14 protein-coding genes are annotated in these 16934 nt (G+C 56.8%); 7 read left to right on the forward strand and 7 right to left on the reverse strand.

Going from position 1 to position 16934, the window contains the following annotated elements; genetic code table 11:
• Nucleotides 1-301 precede the first annotated feature (301 nt).
• Both EXR70_21190 and EXR70_21195 read right to left on the reverse strand, forming a co-directional pair.
• Complete coding sequence (locus EXR70_21190) at nt 302-1279, reverse strand: ABC transporter substrate-binding protein (protein ID MSP41013.1); 978 nt, start codon at nt 1277-1279, stop codon at nt 302-304.
• Nucleotides 1276-2067 carry a dienelactone hydrolase family protein gene (locus EXR70_21195; GenBank protein ID MSP41014.1) on the reverse strand — a complete coding sequence of 264 codons (792 nt, stop codon included), beginning with the start codon at nt 2065-2067 and terminating at the stop codon, nt 1276-1278. The genes EXR70_21190 and EXR70_21195 overlap by 4 nt, the downstream gene beginning before the upstream one ends.
• A 99-nt stretch (nt 2068-2166) precedes the next feature.
• Here EXR70_21195 and EXR70_21200 point away from each other — a divergent pair, with 99 nt between their 5' ends.
• The 7 genes from EXR70_21200 to EXR70_21230 all read left to right on the forward strand — a co-directional run bounded on the left by EXR70_21200 (nt 2167) and on the right by EXR70_21230 (nt 11227).
• Entirely contained in the window at nt 2167-3627 is a 1461-nt protein-coding gene (locus tag EXR70_21200; GenBank protein MSP41015.1) for an insulinase family protein, read from the forward strand.
• Between the two features lie 10 nt (nt 3628-3637).
• Nucleotides 3638-5125: an insulinase family protein gene (locus EXR70_21205; GenBank protein MSP41016.1), complete on the forward strand. Its 1488-nt coding sequence runs from the start codon at nt 3638-3640 to the stop codon at nt 5123-5125.
• 99 nt (nt 5126-5224) lie between these two features.
• Complete coding sequence (locus tag EXR70_21210; GenBank protein ID MSP41017.1) at nt 5225-7636, forward strand: CoA transferase; 2412 nt, start codon at nt 5225-5227, stop codon at nt 7634-7636.
• Between the two features lie 986 nt (nt 7637-8622).
• Nucleotides 8623-9762 (forward strand): hypothetical protein, encoded by a 1140-nt coding sequence (locus EXR70_21215; GenBank protein ID MSP41018.1) that lies wholly within the window; start codon nt 8623-8625, stop codon nt 9760-9762.
• Nucleotides 9665-10096, forward strand: coding sequence for a type II toxin-antitoxin system prevent-host-death family antitoxin (locus tag EXR70_21220; protein MSP41019.1), 432 nt, complete (start codon nt 9665-9667; stop codon nt 10094-10096). The genes EXR70_21215 and EXR70_21220 overlap by 98 nt, the downstream gene beginning before the upstream one ends.
• Nucleotides 10093-10530 (forward strand): PIN domain-containing protein, encoded by a 438-nt coding sequence (locus EXR70_21225; GenBank protein MSP41020.1) that lies wholly within the window; start codon nt 10093-10095, stop codon nt 10528-10530. The genes EXR70_21220 and EXR70_21225 overlap by 4 nt, the downstream gene beginning before the upstream one ends.
• A gap of 148 nt (nt 10531-10678) precedes the next feature.
• Nucleotides 10679-11227, forward strand: a complete 549-nt coding sequence (locus tag EXR70_21230; GenBank protein MSP41021.1) for a DNA-3-methyladenine glycosylase 2 family protein — start codon at nt 10679-10681, stop codon at nt 11225-11227.
• A 19-nt stretch (nt 11228-11246) separates the two neighbouring features.
• On the opposite strand, the gene EXR70_21235 is transcribed toward EXR70_21230, so the two are convergent.
• From EXR70_21235 to EXR70_21255, 5 genes are all read right to left on the reverse strand, one after another.
• Nucleotides 11247-11879 (reverse strand): cysteine hydrolase, encoded by a 633-nt coding sequence (locus tag EXR70_21235; protein MSP41022.1) that lies wholly within the window; start codon nt 11877-11879, stop codon nt 11247-11249.
• Nucleotides 11880-11890: 11 nt separating this feature from the next.
• A complete protein-coding gene (locus tag EXR70_21240) occupies nt 11891-12901 on the reverse strand; it encodes an ABC transporter substrate-binding protein (protein ID MSP41023.1) in 1011 nt (336 codons plus the stop codon).
• A 111-nt stretch (nt 12902-13012) separates the two neighbouring features.
• A complete protein-coding gene (locus EXR70_21245) occupies nt 13013-13828 on the reverse strand; it encodes an enoyl-CoA hydratase/isomerase family protein (GenBank protein MSP41024.1) in 816 nt (271 codons plus the stop codon).
• A 34-nt stretch (nt 13829-13862) separates the two neighbouring features.
• Nucleotides 13863-14894 (reverse strand): amidohydrolase, encoded by a 1032-nt coding sequence (locus EXR70_21250; protein MSP41025.1) that lies wholly within the window; start codon nt 14892-14894, stop codon nt 13863-13865.
• Between the two features lie 72 nt (nt 14895-14966).
• Nucleotides 14967-16661 (reverse strand): iron ABC transporter permease, encoded by a 1695-nt coding sequence (locus tag EXR70_21255; protein MSP41026.1) that lies wholly within the window; start codon nt 16659-16661, stop codon nt 14967-14969.
• Nucleotides 16662-16934: the final 273 nt, after the last annotated feature.

The raw sequence follows: 16934 nt of genomic DNA on the forward strand, positions 1-16934 counted from the left end.
ATTCTGGCTTTTTCTTGCGCGAGAGCTGAAAAAGAAGTTGTGACAATGCTGCTGATGGTTAGTAGGGTCAAAAGGATACACGCTTTGCTTCGGCTCATGTTTATTCCTTTTACCAAGGGCATCTGCCCCGTGTTGTGATCCCAGTTTATATTCTAATGAAATCGAGTTCGTAATTCAGTGTTCAGATCAGGGATTTAAGTTTCTTCAGCGCTTGGACAGGGGAGGAAGCTGGGGTCAGAGGAAGCTGTCATCAGGGTCAGGCCTGAGTATTGATTTATTTAGTACGATTCGTTCACCGCCGCTACCGTTTCGCCCGTTCGGCGAAGCTCCAATCGACGACGGTTTGGGTTTTGACGGCGATTTTTTCCTTGGCGCGGAACGTGCCGACGGATATCCATTCTTCCACAACCGAGTCAGGCACGGTGAGGTCGGGATTGAACTGTTCGCGGTAGAGATTGTAAAACCGCTCGGCCACCGGACGGTCGAGCTTCAAAAGTTTTTCCACCAGGCCGGCGCCGATCTCGCGTTGGTTTTGCAAAAACAAGATCGCGTTGCGTAACGGGCGCAGCATGCGGACGATTTCATCCGGCTCCTTGTCAATTTTTCGTTGCGAAGTGCTGAGACCAACGATGGGGATTTTGACGTACTCTGCCATCTCCTTGATCGTCAGCAAAACTTTAAAGCCCCTTTGTTCGGCGCGGTATTCGAATGGGCTGTTGACCACCGTGGCATCCACCGAACCGCCGAGCAGGGCGGCGAAGCGCGCGTCGGGGCTACCGGCGATGGACAGCAGCGTGACATCTTTGTTGGGATCGAGGCCGTTGCGGCTAAGCAATTGATAGATGGCGAAATCCGCCGAGCTGCCAAAAGTGTTGATCGCCAGCCGTTTGCCTTTGAGATCCTTGACGCTGTTGATGTCGGGACGGGAGATGATCGCGTAGCCGCTCGATTTCACCGTGGCGGCGACGATTTTCACCGGCAGGCCGCGGACTGCCGCGCCGGCGATGAACGGCATGATCGTAACATAGTCGAGCTCGTTGGAGAGCAGCGCGTTGAGCATCAGATTCGTTCCCTGAAACTGAATGTAGCGCGGTTTGAGTCCTTCCTTTTCGAAAAAGCCGCGCTCCATGGCGACGCGATCCGGCAGCGCGGTCCAAGCCGAACCGCCGGTCCAGCCAATGTTCAATACTTTAGGCTCGGCGCACAGCGCCAACCCAACTTGGACTAGGACCGATAGGACAAATATCAATGATCGTAGAACTCTCATCGACCTGCTCATGCGCTGGCGGCTTTTTTCTGTTCGGACGGCGCTAGATGTTTAGCGAAAAACTCCTGCGACCGCTGCCATGAAATTTTATCCGCTTCGGGGCGGTAGCCGTCCCAGCCGGCGCGGTTAAAGCCGTGCGGCGCATTATCGTAAAAATAAAATTCATGGGATTTGCCGAGGCGATTGAGTTCGGCGTCGAGTTTGCGCATTTCATCGGGCGGCGGATTTTTATCGAGCTCGCCGAAATGGCCTTGGATCGGGCAGGAGACCTCGGCGGCGAAGCTCGCCGGCGCCGGCCGCTCGCCCCATTTTTGATAACAGCCGCCGCCGTAGAAATCGACGGCGACTTCGAAGTGCTTGCTCGCCGCCGCGCCGAGAAAGGCAATGCGGCCGCCCATGCAAAAGCCGACGATGCCTAGGCGTGCGCTGTCGACATAGGAGCAGCCTTTCAGAAAACTCACCGTGGCGTTGATGTCGTTGAGAACATTAATATCGCGCCGGGTGTGTTTGAAGTTGGCGATATCTTCGGCGTTTTTCGGTTCCCCTTCGCGGTGATAATACTGTGGCGCGATGCCGACGTAACCGGCCTCGGCGATGCGTTGGGTCATGCCTTGGGTAAACTCGCCGACGCCGTCTTGATTCTGGCCGACAATGATCGCCGGAAAGGGCCCGGGCCCATCGGGCTGGCAAACATAAAGGCCCATCGGTTGGTTGTCGACGCTAACGGTTTCCCAGGAATTTTTCATGACGATCCCCAATGATTCGACGTGCAAGATTGATCCTTCCAATAATCCGTTCATTGAATGGTGTCAAACGAAGGGTCGGTTGGCGCGGCCCGAGATAATTTCCTTGTCGGTCAAATGATGCTACAACTATTGCCCAGGAAAGAGTGAGCGAAAATGATTGAAATAAAATTGTCCGGTCGAAGCAAAATCGCCTTGGCTGCTAGTTTGGTTCTCGCGGCGGTTGTCAGCGTCGGCGAACTCGACGCGGCGGCTAAAGCAGCCAAGCGGCGCGGCGCACCGGCGAAGAACGCCAACGCGCTTCAAGCGGCGTCGAAGACGAAGAGCGCCAAACCGGCACAGGCCTTCGAACTCGACTTCAAAGAATTCAAACTGGCGAACGGTCTCAGAGTATTGCTCGCCGAGAATCATAGCGCGCCGACCTTTTCGATTTGCGTCACCTACAACGTCGGCTCCCGCGACGAGCGGCCGGGACGCACCGGTTTCGCCCATTTGTTCGAGCATATGTTGTTTCAAGGTTCGACGAACGTCGGCAAGGGCGAGCATTTCATTTTGATCCAGCAAAACGGCGGCAGCGCCAACGGCACGACCAACCAGGACCGCACCAACTATTACGAAACCCTGCCGGCCAATCAATTGGAGCTGGGCATCTTTCTCGAAGCCGACCGCATGCGCGCGCCGGCGATCACCCAGGCGAACTTCGATAACCAGCGTGCCACCGTGCAAGAAGAACGGCGGCAAAATTACGACAACCGTCCGTACGGCAAGGTTTACGAAGCGGCGCTCGATCTGGTCTACGATAGTTTTCCCTACAAGCACTCGACCATCGGTTCGATGGACGATCTCAACGCCGCCACGGTGGCCGACGCCGAAAGTTTTTTCCGCACTTACTATGCACCCAACAACGCGGTGCTGACGCTGGTCGGCAACTTCAAAACCGAGCGCGCCTTGGCCTTGATCAAAAAATATTTCGAGAACATCCCAGCGCAAACGCCGCCGCCGGCGCCGGTAATCGATGAGCCCGAGCAAAAGGGCGAGCGGCGCAAAGTGCTCGAAGACGGCTTTGCCCAGACGCCGCGCCTGGATTGGGTCTACAAAATTCCCCCGGGCAACACCGCCGACTGGTACGCTCTGGAAGTGCTCGGCCATGTGTTGTCCAACGGCGTGTCGTCGCGCCTGTACCAAAAATTCGTCAAGGAAAAAGAATTGGCGATCAGCGTCAGCGCCGATGCCAGCGAACAACGCGGCCCGGCGTTGTTTTGGTTTAGCATCATGGCCCGGCCAACGACAGATTTAACCGAATTGGAAAAACTGTTGGCCGAGGAAATCAGCCGGGTGCAAGCGGCGCCGGTGAGCGCGGCGGAATTGAGCCGGGTGCGCATGCAGTTGCGGCGTCAGCGGGCGCAGCAGCTCTACAGTACCCGCGCGCAGGCCAACGCGCTCGGTCATTTCGCGGTGTATTACAACGATCCCGGTCTGATCAACAAAGTTTGGGATCGCTACGATCAAATTACCGCAGCGGAGATTCAAACAGCGGCGCAAAAATATTTTACCCCAACCAATCGTTCGGTGCTCACGACGATACCTAAGCCCGCCGCAGCGGCGGGCGCGCGTTAAGCTTAAGAACATGCACATGCTTAAAAAAAATTTCACGGCACTTTGTTTAGCGACGGCGTTGACCGGCGGCGCAGCGGCGCTCCATGGGCAGCAAAGCGCGCCGGTGGCGCCGAGCAAAGTCGAGCGCAAGGAGCTCGCGCCGGTGTCGCGCGAAGTTTTGCAGGTCAAACTGCCCAAGCCGGTGGAAGCGAAGTTGAAAAATGGTTTGACCGTGCTGATCTTCGAAGATCGGCGCGCGCCGTTCATCAATTTGCAGCTGCACATCGGCGGCGCCGGCGCGCTGTTCGAGCCGACCAACATGGCGGGCTTGGCGAGCAGCACGGCGCAAATGCTGCGCGAAGGCACGACGACAAAAACTAGTTTACAGCTCGCCGAAGAGATCGACCGGCTCGGCGCGTCGATCGGCGCCGGCGCGGCCTACGGATCGCCGGACATGGTGCTCAGCGCGTCGGGCTTGAGCGACAATTTCGACGCTTGGTTCGACATCGTCGTCGACATGCTGCTGCATGCGAATTTTCCCGCCGACGAATTGGCGAAACTCCAGCAGCGCCAACGGGTGCAGCTGCGCGAGCAGCGCTCCGGCGCGAATTTTCTTTTGAGCGAACGCTTCAACCGCGCCGTTTACGGCGATCATCCCGCCGCCAAGGTTTCGGCGACGGCGGAATCCCTCGATACGATTACGCGCGAGGCGTTGCTGGCGTGGCAGCGCGAGCGCATCGCGCCGCAGAACTCGACTCTCGGCATCGCCGGCGCGGTCGATGCCAAAGAATTGATTGCCAAGCTGGAAAAGAATTTGGCGGGTTGGAAGAAAAAAACCGTGGCTCAAAGTTGGCCGCCCGATCCGGTGGCGGCGCGGGCGCGCAAAGTTTTACTCGTGCACCGGCCCAATTCGGTGCAAACCGCGGTCTCTCTCGGCAACATCGCCATCGACCGGCGCAGTGCCGATTATCCGGCGATGGTGGTGATGAACGATGTCATCGGCGGCGGCGCTTCGGCGCGCTTGTTTCTCAATCTGCGCGAAGAAAAAGGCTACACCTACGGCGTCTACAGCAATTTTAGCGCGCTGCGTTTTCCCGGACCCTGGCGCGCCGGCGGTAACATGCGCACCGAAGTCACCGACGGCGCGCTGGTGGAATTTTTCAAAGAGATCCGGCGCATGCGCGACGAGCCGGTGCCGAGCAAAGAGTTGGCCGAGAGCAAGCGCTCGATTGTCGCCAGCTTCGCACTGTCGCTCGAACAACCGTCGCGGGTGCTCGGCTTCGCGATGACGCGCAAACTCTACGGCCTGCCGGCGGACTACTGGGAAAAGTATCCCGCCAAGATCGCCGCGGTGAGCGCCGCAGATGTGCAGCGCGCGGCGCGTAAATATTTAGATCCTGAAACGCTGCAAGTGGTCGCCGTCGGCGACGCGACGAAAATAAAATCGCTGCTGGAAAAATACGGCGCAGTGGCGGTATACGATGCCAACGGCGCGCTCATGGCGGCGGAAAAACCTTAAGAAGTTAGGAGTAAGTAGTAAGGAGTGAGGAGATCTCAGATCCGAAACTCCTGACTCCTTACTACTTACTCCTAACTTCTTACCGATCGGAGTTTGACGATGGTGGCTGAAACGAATCTTGGCGCTGGTGCGCTGGCGGGATTGCGGGTGTTGGATCTCACCGGGCGCATGGGCGGATACTGCGGCTTGTTGCTGGCGAATTTGGGCGCCGAGGTTGTATTGATCGAGCCGGCCGGTGGCGATCCACTGCGCGGTCAAGGACCGTTTAAAAATTCGCTTGCCAATCCGGAAGCGAGTTTGTCCTTCGCCGCGTACCACACCAATAAATTCGGCATCGAACTCGATCTTGCCGGCGCGGCGGGCCAACAGACGCTGCGCGGGCTTATCAGCCACGCCGATGTTTTGCTCGAAGACCAACCGGTGGGTTATCTCGACAAACTCGGTCTGGGGTACACGGCGCTGCGAAGCATCAATCCGGCGCTGATCGTCACTTCGATCACCGGCTTCGGTCAAACCGGGCCCTATCGCGATTTCAAAGCGCCGAGCATCGTCAGCTTCGCCATGGGCGGCTTGATGAATTTGTGCGGCCATCCCGGCCGCGCGCCACTTATGGGACCTTGCGACGTGGCTGATCATTTGGGTTCGGTGCACGCCGCCTTCGCGACATTAGTCGCGCTCTTCAATCGGCGCGTCACCGGCCAGGGCGAACATGTCGATGTGTCGTTGCAAGATGTGCTGGTCGCCGATCCGTTTCTGCGCATCATCACGCGCTACAGTGTCACCGGCGAAGTGCCCGAGCGCACCGGCCACAGTCAAGGAACCACGGTGGCGGAAACCTATCAGTGCCAAGACGGTTACGCGCGCATCTTCGTCAACCAAGCCGATCATTGGAAACGTTTCGTCGAATGGCTCGGCAGCCCGCCGGAACTGCTCGATCCGAAATTTGAAAATGTTCAGAACCGGTTTCCCTTGCGCCAAACCATCGACCGCTTGGTGGAAGCGCGCACGATCAATTATCCGGTAAAAAAGTTTTTCGAAGAATTCCAATCCCTCCGTTTGGCGGCGGCGCCGATCAACTCGCCGAGCGCTTTTCTCGCCGACGAACAGACGGTGCATCGCGGTTATCTCACTGAAGTCGATCATCCTGAGTTGGGCCGGCATAGATTTCCCGGCGATCCTTATAAATTTTCCGAAAGCCCGTGGCGCGTCGAGCGCGGCGCGCCATTGCTGCGCCAGCATCAAGATCGGATCACGAAGGAATTGTCTCAGCCCTCGACGTGGCTGAGCGAGTCCAAGAACGCGGCTGCCAACAGTGAGAAGCGAAAACCATTCGAAGGTATCCGCGTCATCAGTTTTCCCACCGGCATCGTCGGACCGGCGCTGGCTGGATTGTTAGCCGAGCAGGGCGCCCAAGTGATCACCATCGAAGCCGGCCGCGCCGTGCGCAGTCCGCAGCGCGGCCAGAGATTTCAGATTGCCTCGGACTTGGAAGCCAACCGCAACCGCCAACGCATCGCCGTCGACATGAAAAATCCCGAAGGCGTGGCGCTGGTGAAAAAACTCATCGCGCAGTCGGATGTCGTAGTAGAAAACTTTTCGGCGCGGGTGATGGCGAGCTGGGGTTTGGATTATCCGCGTCTCAAAGAGCTGCGCTCCGATATCGTCATGGCGAGTCTGCAAGCGTTCGGTCAAACCGGACCGCGGCGCGACTACGTCAGCTTCGGACCGATTCTCATGTCTTACTCCGGCATGGCTTATCTGTGGCGCGATCCGCTGAGCGAAAAACCTGGCGCCGGTTGCCAGACCGCGTTTCCTGACTACATCGCGCCGTCCTATGGCGCGCTGGCGATCCTCGCCGCTCTGCATTACCGCGCGCGCAGCGGCAAAGGTCAGTACATCGATATTTCCCAAGCCGAAACCGCGGCGTCGATGATCGGCCCGGCCTATGTCGAATATTTGATCAATGGCGGCGAGCCCCAACCGCAGGGAAATTTCAGCGCCAACGCCGCGCCGCATGGCTGCTATCGTTGCAAAGGCGACGATCGCTGGTGCGTCATCGCGGTGGAGACCGAACAAGAGTGGGCGCGCTTTTGCGAGGTTATAGGTCATCGGGACTGGACCGCCGATGCGCGCTTCAGCGATCTCAAGGCGCGGCTGGTCCATCGCCAAGAACTGGACGCGGTCATCGAAGCTTGGACCGTGAAGTACACGCCGCATCAGGTGATGGTGATGATGCAGCGCGACGGCATCGCCGCCGCGGTGGTGCAGACCGCCGAGGATTTATATCGCGATCCCCATCTGCGCGAGCGCGGCTTGGCCCAGGAAGTTTTTCACAACGACATCGGCTGGGTAACCCGCGCCGGTCCATCGGCGCGCTTGACCGAGCATGCTTTCTTCCCAGGTAAAATGGCCCACGTTGCCGGTGAAGACAACGAAGCTGTGCTCGGCGAATTGCTGGGACTATCGAGCGAGACGATTCGCGACCTCGCCGAGCGCAAGGTGCTACGCTGAAGAGATAATCCAAATGTGAATTAGTTTTCACCACGAAGTTCACGAAGAGCACGAAGTTCGGAGTTTTAATTATTCCAACCCTTCGTGTCCTTCGTATGCAGCCTATAAGGTTGCTTGTCTAGCCGGTGAAAGTCCGGCCACGGGAATTGGTTGTTTACCCGTGTAGTTATACTCGACATCCCCAAGGGGTGACCCAGGAGGTGAAAGCTCGAGAGTAAACGCCCTAACCGGAGTAGGGCCAGCAATTCCATCGGGCCGTAGCATAAAGTGAACTTTGCAGCCTCGTTACACGATTCACGCACGGGTCCGGACAGCGTGAACAAGCGTGCGCCGACCTTCTGCGAAAATGGGGAAGGCCACCGTGGACGATCAAGCAATAACCGCAAGCAGTCGTCCAGCCGCCGGGGTACGGAAGATGGCACGATGGGAAAAGACAGGCAAATTAAATTAGGGACCTTCTCGTGGCCAGCCCATACTAGACCGTAGGGCAAAGACCCGCTGGATAATCCATAAACCAGCGGGAGGGGACGAGAAGCTCGCATGAGGTAATAGTAAGCGATGATCCAGCGGGACAACACAACCCGCAGGGGAGCCAAGGACCTCTGGACTGGATGGTTCATGTAAGAGAGAGGGAGTTCCGCTTGGACGCAAGTCCCGCTACGGAAGAAAGCTCTCTTTTGAGACCGGGACTTTAGCCGCGTATAAATCCACCATGGATGAGGGCATGCGGGTCTAGCGCTTAAGCTCGGCATGCTGGATGAAGGTCGCGGTTCAATTCCAGTTTGAAGCCGTACTGGGGAAAACCCGCTGTACGGAATTTTAGAGAGGGAGGAGGAGACGTGCTGATGGTCTGGTGGCCATTTGCCCCGAAGCCCGAAAGGGCGGATACATCGGAAGTCACTGACCTGCACAGCGGCGCGCCTCCTCTCTACTCGACGAACTTCGTGGTGAAACGGACTCCGCATTAATTTTCGACGGAGCTTACGATGCTGCAAGGTTACCGCTTATATGACGCCGATGCCCACGCGATGATGAGCCCGCGCATGTGGGAGACGCTGCCGCAAGAATACTTGGCGCGGCGTCCCCGTCCGACGCGCGTCCACGACAGTTCCGATATCGGTCGGTGGACCAACGGGTGGCTGATCGAAGGGCAGATCATTCCGCACGCGCTCGGTCCCGGCAGTCAGCCGGGCAATGAACCGGCGCGAGTTTTACAAGAATTCGGCGCCGAAACCCACAGCGCGGAATTCCCCCTGAGCGGTTTCGATCTATCCGATACCGACGCGCGCCTGCGTGGTCTCGACTACATGGGCATCGATCATCAGATGCTTTATCCGACCACGCTCTACGCGCGCATGACCGGCGATCCGGGTTTCGAAGCGGCATTGATGCGCTCGTACAATCGTTACGTCGGCAAGCAATGTTCATTGGCCCCAAAGCGGCTCAAGTGGGCCGGCTTGCTGCCGCTACGCGAGCCGCGACAAGGTTGCGCAGCGATCGATGAAATGAAAAAGCTCGGCGCCACCGCCGCGGTGGTTTACGGCACGGCGGGGGACAAACTGCTGTGCGATCCGAGCTTCACACCGGTTTGGGATGAGCTCGATCGCTCCGGCCTGCCGCTCTGCGTCCATATGGGCATGAGCTATCCACCCTTCGCCGAAGTGTGCAACGGCTTGCTCGACGCTCATGGCATCGGCATGAGTTTGCCGGCGATGATGGCGTTTGTCGCCATCGTCGGCCACGGCATGCTCGACCGCTATAATAATTTGAAAATCGCTTTTCTCGAATTCGGCGCCGAATGGATGCTCTACATGGTGCCGCGTCTCGATCACTACTTGCCCATCGACCGCGGCCAGATGCCGATCAAAACCGAAGTGCCGCTGAAATCGATCGAAGAGTACGCCAAATCAGGAAGAATTTTCCTCGCCGGCGAAGCCGACGACAAACTGCTGCCGCAGGAAATTGCCTTACTCGGCGAAGATCAGATTCTCTATTCTTCCGACTTGCCGCACGGCGAAGGCCGGCACAATGCCGCGAAAGAAATTCTCGCGCGCCAAGATATTACTGAAATCCAAAAGCGCAAAATTCTTTACGACAACGCGGTCAAGTTTTTCGGTGAGCCGTGAACCGCGGCCAACGACTGTTGACAAGTCAGCCGCATTCCCAAGCATGGAGTGCTACGAAGGAACCGTCATGATTACCATAGGGATCAAACAAGCCAAGAGTCATCTCGCCGAGTATCTACTCAAGGTGAGAGCGGGAGAGCGTGTCGTGATTACCGAGCGCGGCAAGCCGATCGCCGAAATCACCAAACCTCGCGGGACCGGTAACGAACGGCTTGACGCGATGGTACGCGACGGGGAAGCCTTCTGGAGTGGTGGAAAGCCGAAAGGATCAAAAAAACGCGTCAAAATTAAGGGGCGCCCCATTTCAGAGACTGTTATCGAGGATCGTCGGTGAAACTTTATTTGGATACCAGCGCACTTTTAAAGCTTTACGTAGAGGAAGACGACTCGAATTTTGTTGAAGGTGCCGTCCAAGATGCCGAAACCACCGCCACCTCGATAGTTACCTACGTCGAAGCACGGGCGGCTTTTTCAAGGCGGCGGCGTGACGGGAGCCTCACCCTGGCTGATTATCATCGAGTCGTACTAGAATTGGATCGCGAATGGGAACGATACTTTGTTATTCCCGTAACTGACTCTCTGGTCAAAAGCGCAGGAAGACTTGCTGAGACTCACGCTCCACGCGGTTACGATGCGATTCATCTCGCGTCCGCGGATTTCTTTCAGGAGAAAATTCGGGAGCCGGCTACTTTTGGCTGCTGGGATTCCCGTCTCGAAACGGCGGCGCGACGACAGGGACTTCAGCTTCTTCGGTCGCAGATGCAGTAACTTGGCCGTACTCTCCAAACTCAATTCGGCAATCTTGATTCTCGGAGCTATGAGTTCGCAATTAGTTACAAAATAAGTCCTACCCGGGCAATCGATCGCCAGCGCAATCCGACAGGCCGAACAGCACTTGGCGAAAGTCGATCCGATCATGAAGCGGCTGATCGCCAAGCACGGTCATTGTCCGCTGGCCGAGCGTGAGTTTCTGCCCTTTCACATGCTCGCCAACTCGATCATCAGCCAACAACTTTCCACCAAAGCCGCGGCGACGATCAAAGTGCGCGTCGGCGAACTCGTCGGCGTGCCGTTTGAAACGAGCAAAGTGCTTTCGGTTGCGACAGAGAGATTACGCGGCGCTGGACTCTCGCAGGCGAAGACGCGTTACATCCGCGAGCTGGCGGCACATGTGAATGATGGCAGGTTAGACTTCGACGGGATCGTCGCACTCGATGACGAAGCCGTGATCGAGAAGCTCGTCATTGTCCCCGGCATCGGCCGCTGGACCGCCGAGATGTTTTTGCTGTTCGGCCTCAAACGTTTGGATGTGCTCGCGCTGGGCGACGCCGGTTTGCAGCGTGCGGCGCGAAATCTTTACGGCAAAAAGCGGAAGTCGAAAACATTACTGCCGCGCGTCGCCGAAACTTGGCGGCCCTATCGGTCGATTGCGTCGTGGTATTTGTGGCGGTCGTTGGAAAATTAGCGTGAATTATTAATCGAGTTTACTCTGCGTGCCGCGTTTTCTTAGACCATGTTCCGATCACTTCATTCGACGTAGCGACTTTGCCATAGTGTTTCTTCACTAACGCAATCGATTCGTTGTGCGCTTGCGGCCCGTACGTCGTCGCGCAGCAGTCTTCGATCAGCGTGATGTAATAGTCGAGCATGAAGCCGACGGTGAGGGTGTGAAACACGCACATGCCGGTGCCGACGCCGGTGACGAGCAGGCTTTTGACGCCGCGGGCGCGGAGCAGCATGTCGAGATCGGTGCCGATGAAGGCGCTGTAGCGGTGTTTCGTGACGATCATTTCTCCAGGTCGTGGTTCTAACCCTTCGTGAAACTCCGCGCCCCAGCTGCCCTCGGCGCAGGCGAGTAGCTCGGGATTCTTAAACTCAGTCCATACCGGCGAGTTCGTCCACTGGTTCCCTGAGGTTCTGATGAAACAGATAGGGAAATTATTTGTCCGGGCTTGATTCACAAGGTTTAGCAGCCGAGGAATCATGTTCTCGACGAACGCCATGTCACGGCCGCGTTTGCAGGCGGCGCCGTCGCGGTGGCAGAAGTCGTTTTGCATGTCGACGACGATCAACATGCCATGCTTAGGATCGACCCGTTCTTCTAGTGAGAATGCCATGTTTCGATTGCCTACTCGTAAAGTTTCTTGATAAAGCCGCCGTCGTCCAGTTCTTTTACTAAACTGTTGTCGAAAAAGGTTTGTGGGTTGGCGTTGCGTGCTTTGGGATTATCCTTGCCATAGAAGTCGAGCAGCGTCGTCACGCCTTTCAACGATACGTACGGTGCGTTTTCAAAGTAGCCGGACGTATAGAGCGTGTGGGAGCGTTCCAGATATTTTGTTTGCGCTGGGGCGGTGCGCAACTTTTTCGCCAGCACGTCGATGCTCTCTTTGCGGTTTTTCTTGAAGTAGGCGATGGCTTCGACGTAGCCTTTCATGAAGCGCAACGCGATATCTCGATGGCTGCGCAGGTAGGCGCGCGTGGTGTCGATCATGCTGTGCAAATAATAAATGTCCATGTCGGCGAGATCGGCGAGCGTGCGATAGCCTTGGTCATCGGCGAAAAAGAACGTCGGCTCGGTGAGCACGGCGGCGTCGATGCCGCCTTTTTCCAGCACCGCCATCATCGCCGGCGACGAGCCGATTTGCAGCGTCTGCACGTCGTTGGGCGTCATGTTCCAGTTGCGCAGCATGATCAGCAGCACCAAGTGCGACGCCGCGCCCAGCCGCGTGATACCGATCTTTTTACCGCGCAGATCTTCGGTCCGTTTGATGTCGGCGCGGGCGACGACGCGTTGCACGCCCTTGTTGACGATGGAGCCGATCATGATCACATCGGCGCCGCCGAGCGTCGCGCTAATTACTCCACCGCCTCCACCGCCGAGAAATTGCACGTCGCCGGCGATCAATGAACTCACCCCGCCCGCCGAAGCGCCGCCGATCAGCACAACTTCACTTTCGATGCCGTATCTTTTGAACAGCCCTTTCTCCTCGGCGATCCACAAGGCAGCGTTAATTGGAGTGAACGAGCTGAGACCGACGCGGATGCGGTCAGCGCCGACGACTCTAGTGGTGTCGAGAATGCAACCGAGCCAAACTATGACAATACCGATTACGAGGAACCTCGATGCGGAAAACTTCATCTCGTCTCCTCTCGACCCAACGTGCGAACAAACGATCGCGTGGCAAATCGCGGCGTACGGGCTGGCCAACGCTGCATTCCCAGGATCGATCAGCCGGAATTCGAAGTCGTACTATTTCTTCCGATCCTCCGGCTTCACATACTTCACCGATGCGCCGCCTTTTTGCGAATGCAGATAGCCTTCGACATCGCTGAGTGGGTTGGTGTAATAGCGCAGGCGGTGTTGGACCAGGTCGTCGGCGCGCAGCGCCATGTCGAAGGGCAAGTCTTTTTGCATGTAGGCGGCGATCTTGGCGTTCTCCAGGGTCGCGCCGTTGCGGCTGGCGAGTTCCTTCGCCAGAACATCGACGTAGCTGTCTAAATCTTTTTCCGCCACGACATCGGAAACTAATCCAACGCGCTCAGCTTCAATACCCGTCAGATTTCTTCCGGTTAGTGAAATGTAAAAAGCTTTCTTGAACGGAATTCCCGCATGGAAGAGCGATGGCGTCGCCGTGGCGCCGTAGCTACCGCGGATGACTTCGGGCATGCCGAACTTCGCCGTGTCGGACGAGATTACCAAATCATGGCCGTTGATCATCGCCAGCCCACCACCCAAACACCAGCCGCGCACTTTGGCGACGGTGACTTGCGGTAGCCTGCGCATGATGTCGACGATCTCGGCGACGCCGCCGAAGCCGCGGGTGCGCCGGCGGTTATCTTGGCCGCGCATGTCGTAAAGATCGCGGCCCGACGAGTAGGAGTCGCCGGCGCCGGCAGTTACGATACAGCGAATCTTGTCGTTGTTGGCGAGTTCGCGCAGGGTGCCGGCGATTTCGCCGAGCAAAGCGACGCTCAAGGCGTTTTTCTTTTCTGGGCGATTGAAGGTCAGCCAGGCGATGCCGATGTTTTCGTCGATGTTGGCGTTAATCAATTTGAGGTCGGACATTTCGTGCTCCTTGTGAAAAATTCAAAATTGACGGTTAAAACCGGTAAAAGCTTTTGGCGTTGTCGGCAAGAATCTTTTGCTTGGTTTTATCCGAGATATCTTTGCGCTTGACCACTTGGCTGACGCTGTGCGGCCATTCCATGTCCCAGTGCGGGTAGTCGGACGCGTACATCATGCACTCGTCGCCGAACTGTTCGATGACCAACGCCAGCGCCGATTCTTCGCCTTCGCAGGTAAAGTAGCAGCGATGGTCTTTGATGTACTCGCTGGGCAGCATTTTTAACGGGTCCATTTCCGATTTGCGAATTAAATATTTTTCGTCGAAGCGTTCCATCCAGTAGGGCAGAAAACCGACGCCGGCTTCGAGGAAGCCGACTTTGAGTTTGGGAAAGCGGTCGAGGACACCGTTGGAAATGATCGAGACTAGCGACAACATCTGCTCGAAGGGATGCGAGGTCATGTGCACGCCGATGTATTTGTGAAAGCGCGTGTTGCCGACAGCGACTTGGGCGGTGGCGTGAAAACCGATGGGCACGCCGAGTTCTTGAGCGGCGGCGTAAATCGGATCGAACTGCGGCTGGCCCAAGTCCAACCCCTGCTGCACGTAGGTCGGCATCATCACACCGACGGCGCCTTTCTCGGTCACCGCGCGGCGCACTTCTTTGGCTGCTTCGGCGACGACCTGCGGCGCCACCACGGCGGCGTACTTGACGCGGTTGCCGGAATTTTTGCAAAAGTCATAGGCCCAGTCGTTATATGCTTTAGCTAACTCGACGGCGAGATCGAGTTCGCGCACTAGACCGATGGCCAGGGCGTTACTCGGATAGGCGACCGCGTCGCCGATCTTTTCCACGTCTAAATCCTTGCAGTACTCATCGGGATTGCCCGGCTTGCGACCGGTGGTGTCGTTCAAAAAGATATCCCAACCGAAGGAAGGAAAGTACGGCCCGCTACGCTGGCGAAACTTTTCCGGCAAGTATTGTTTATAGGCCGCGCCGTCTAGGTGATGGGCATCGGCGTCGATGATGGTGAATTCCACTGTCCAACCTCCGATAAAAATTTTCAACGTTTAGGGTTACGAGTTCCGGGTTTCGTGTTGAACCCGAAACTGAAAACTCGGAACTCGAAACGACTTTGATTAGTCCTGCAAGCCGTAGCGCTGGGCGATGTTCAGAAAGATCGAGCCGACCACGACGGTGCCGCAGGTGATGATCAAACTGAAGGCGGCGAGTTCGCCGACATGGCCGTTGTCCCACAGTTCCCAGATCGTCACGGCGACGACTTGAGAACCGGGCGAATACAGCAGCAAGGCGATGGATAGTTCTTTAAATGTGATCAGAAAAATATAAATCCAGCCGGCGAGCAGCGCGGGCATGATCAGCGGCACGACGACGTGGCGCACGGTTTGAAAAAAGCTCGCGCCGCTGGCCGTGGCGCCTTCCTCGAGTTCTTTGTGCAGGCTCAACAGCGCCGAGTGGCTGAAGCGAATGCCGTAGGGGAGATAGCGGGCGATGAAGGCCAGCACCAAGATCCAGATGGTGCCATAAACCGGCACCGGTAGGTACAAGTACATTTTCAAAATCGCGATGCCCATGACGATGCCGGGAAATACCAGCGGCAGCATGGCCATTTGATCCAAGATCCAGCGCCCCTTGATCGATGCGCGGACAATCAGCCAGGCGGCGAAAAAAGTGATGACGATGGCGGCGCTGGCGGCGGAGACGCTGACGATCATGCTGTTCATCACTGAGCGAATCACGCCGCTGTCGTTGAACGCGGTGATATAATTATTGAAGGTCAACAGTTCGAGGGCCTTGCGCGAGGGTGCCTGGGCGAAGGGCAGGAACGACGACCAGGCGATGGCGATGATGGGAAAGAACTGTAACAGCGGCAACACCAACATTAGTAATCCGCCGACCCAGCGCCACTTGCCCAGAGAGACCCGGTTGGGGCGGAAGTTCTTGCCGCTGATGGTGGTGAATTTATAGGTCTTGCTGGTGATGCGGTAGTAAGGAATTAACCCCATGGTGACGAGCACGATGAGAATGATCGAGTAGGCGCTGGCTTCGCCGTATTTCGGGATCAATCCGCCTTTGATCTGTAAATAAATTTTTGTCGTTAAAACTTCGACGCCGGCGGGGATTCCTATCAATGCCGGAATCTCGAAGGCTTCCAGTGAGCGAATGATCGTCAGGATCAACACGCCGAGCACGCTCGGCACCGCCAGGGGAAAAGTCACGTGGCGGAAAACTTCCCAACTGGTGCTGCCGGCAGTCGTGGCGGCTTCTTCGAGGGACGGGTCCATGGCGCGGAAGGGCGTCGACATGAGCAAGAAGACGATCGGGATCCAGAGAAAACTTTCGACCAGCACCATGCCGCCCATGGAAAAAATATTGAACAGCGGATGACCGGTGTAGGCGATCACCGGTGCGTTCAACATGCCCGCCTTGGGTCCGAGCAGCATGATCCAGCCGACGACTTTGATGATGCCGGGAATGGCGAACGACACGTAGGCGGAGATGTAAGCGAGCTTGCGAAACGGCGCGTCGCTGCGCTCGGCGAGCCACGCTAGGGAAGTGCCGTAGACGAGGGCCACGGCGGAGCTGCAAGCGGCGTAGATCAGCGAATTACTCAGCAGGGTTTTGACGTCGCCCAAAGAATCGATGATGTTGATGAAGTGTTGGATCGTGAATGTGCCGGCCTGCAAGCCGCGATCGGTGACCAAGCTGGTGTGAAGAATAAAAAAGAACGGCGGCAATACCAAGTAAGCCAGTATGATGGTCGTAAAAACGAACAGTAACTGGGTCGGATTTCGCATCATCATTGCATACATAAATTAAACCTCACGCTTTTGCGTATTGGAGTCTGCCGATACGGGTTTCAAATTGGCTCTCAACCCTCGACTCACTAGCGCCAGGTATATATCAAAACGGTTAGGCAAGACAATTGCGATGGCTGGTAAGTGTTGTAGCAAAGTGATTATGTCAGGGGTTAACGGCAACGTAATTATGTCAGGGTGGAAGGATGACAACCCTGACAATGAAAGACGAGAAACGACTAGACGTAATTCAACGAGTATATCGCAGCGAGATCACCGTGGTTGAGG

Source organism: Deltaproteobacteria bacterium (assembly GCA_009692615.1).
GTDB lineage: Bacteria > Desulfobacterota > Binatia > UBA9968 > UBA9968 > DP-20.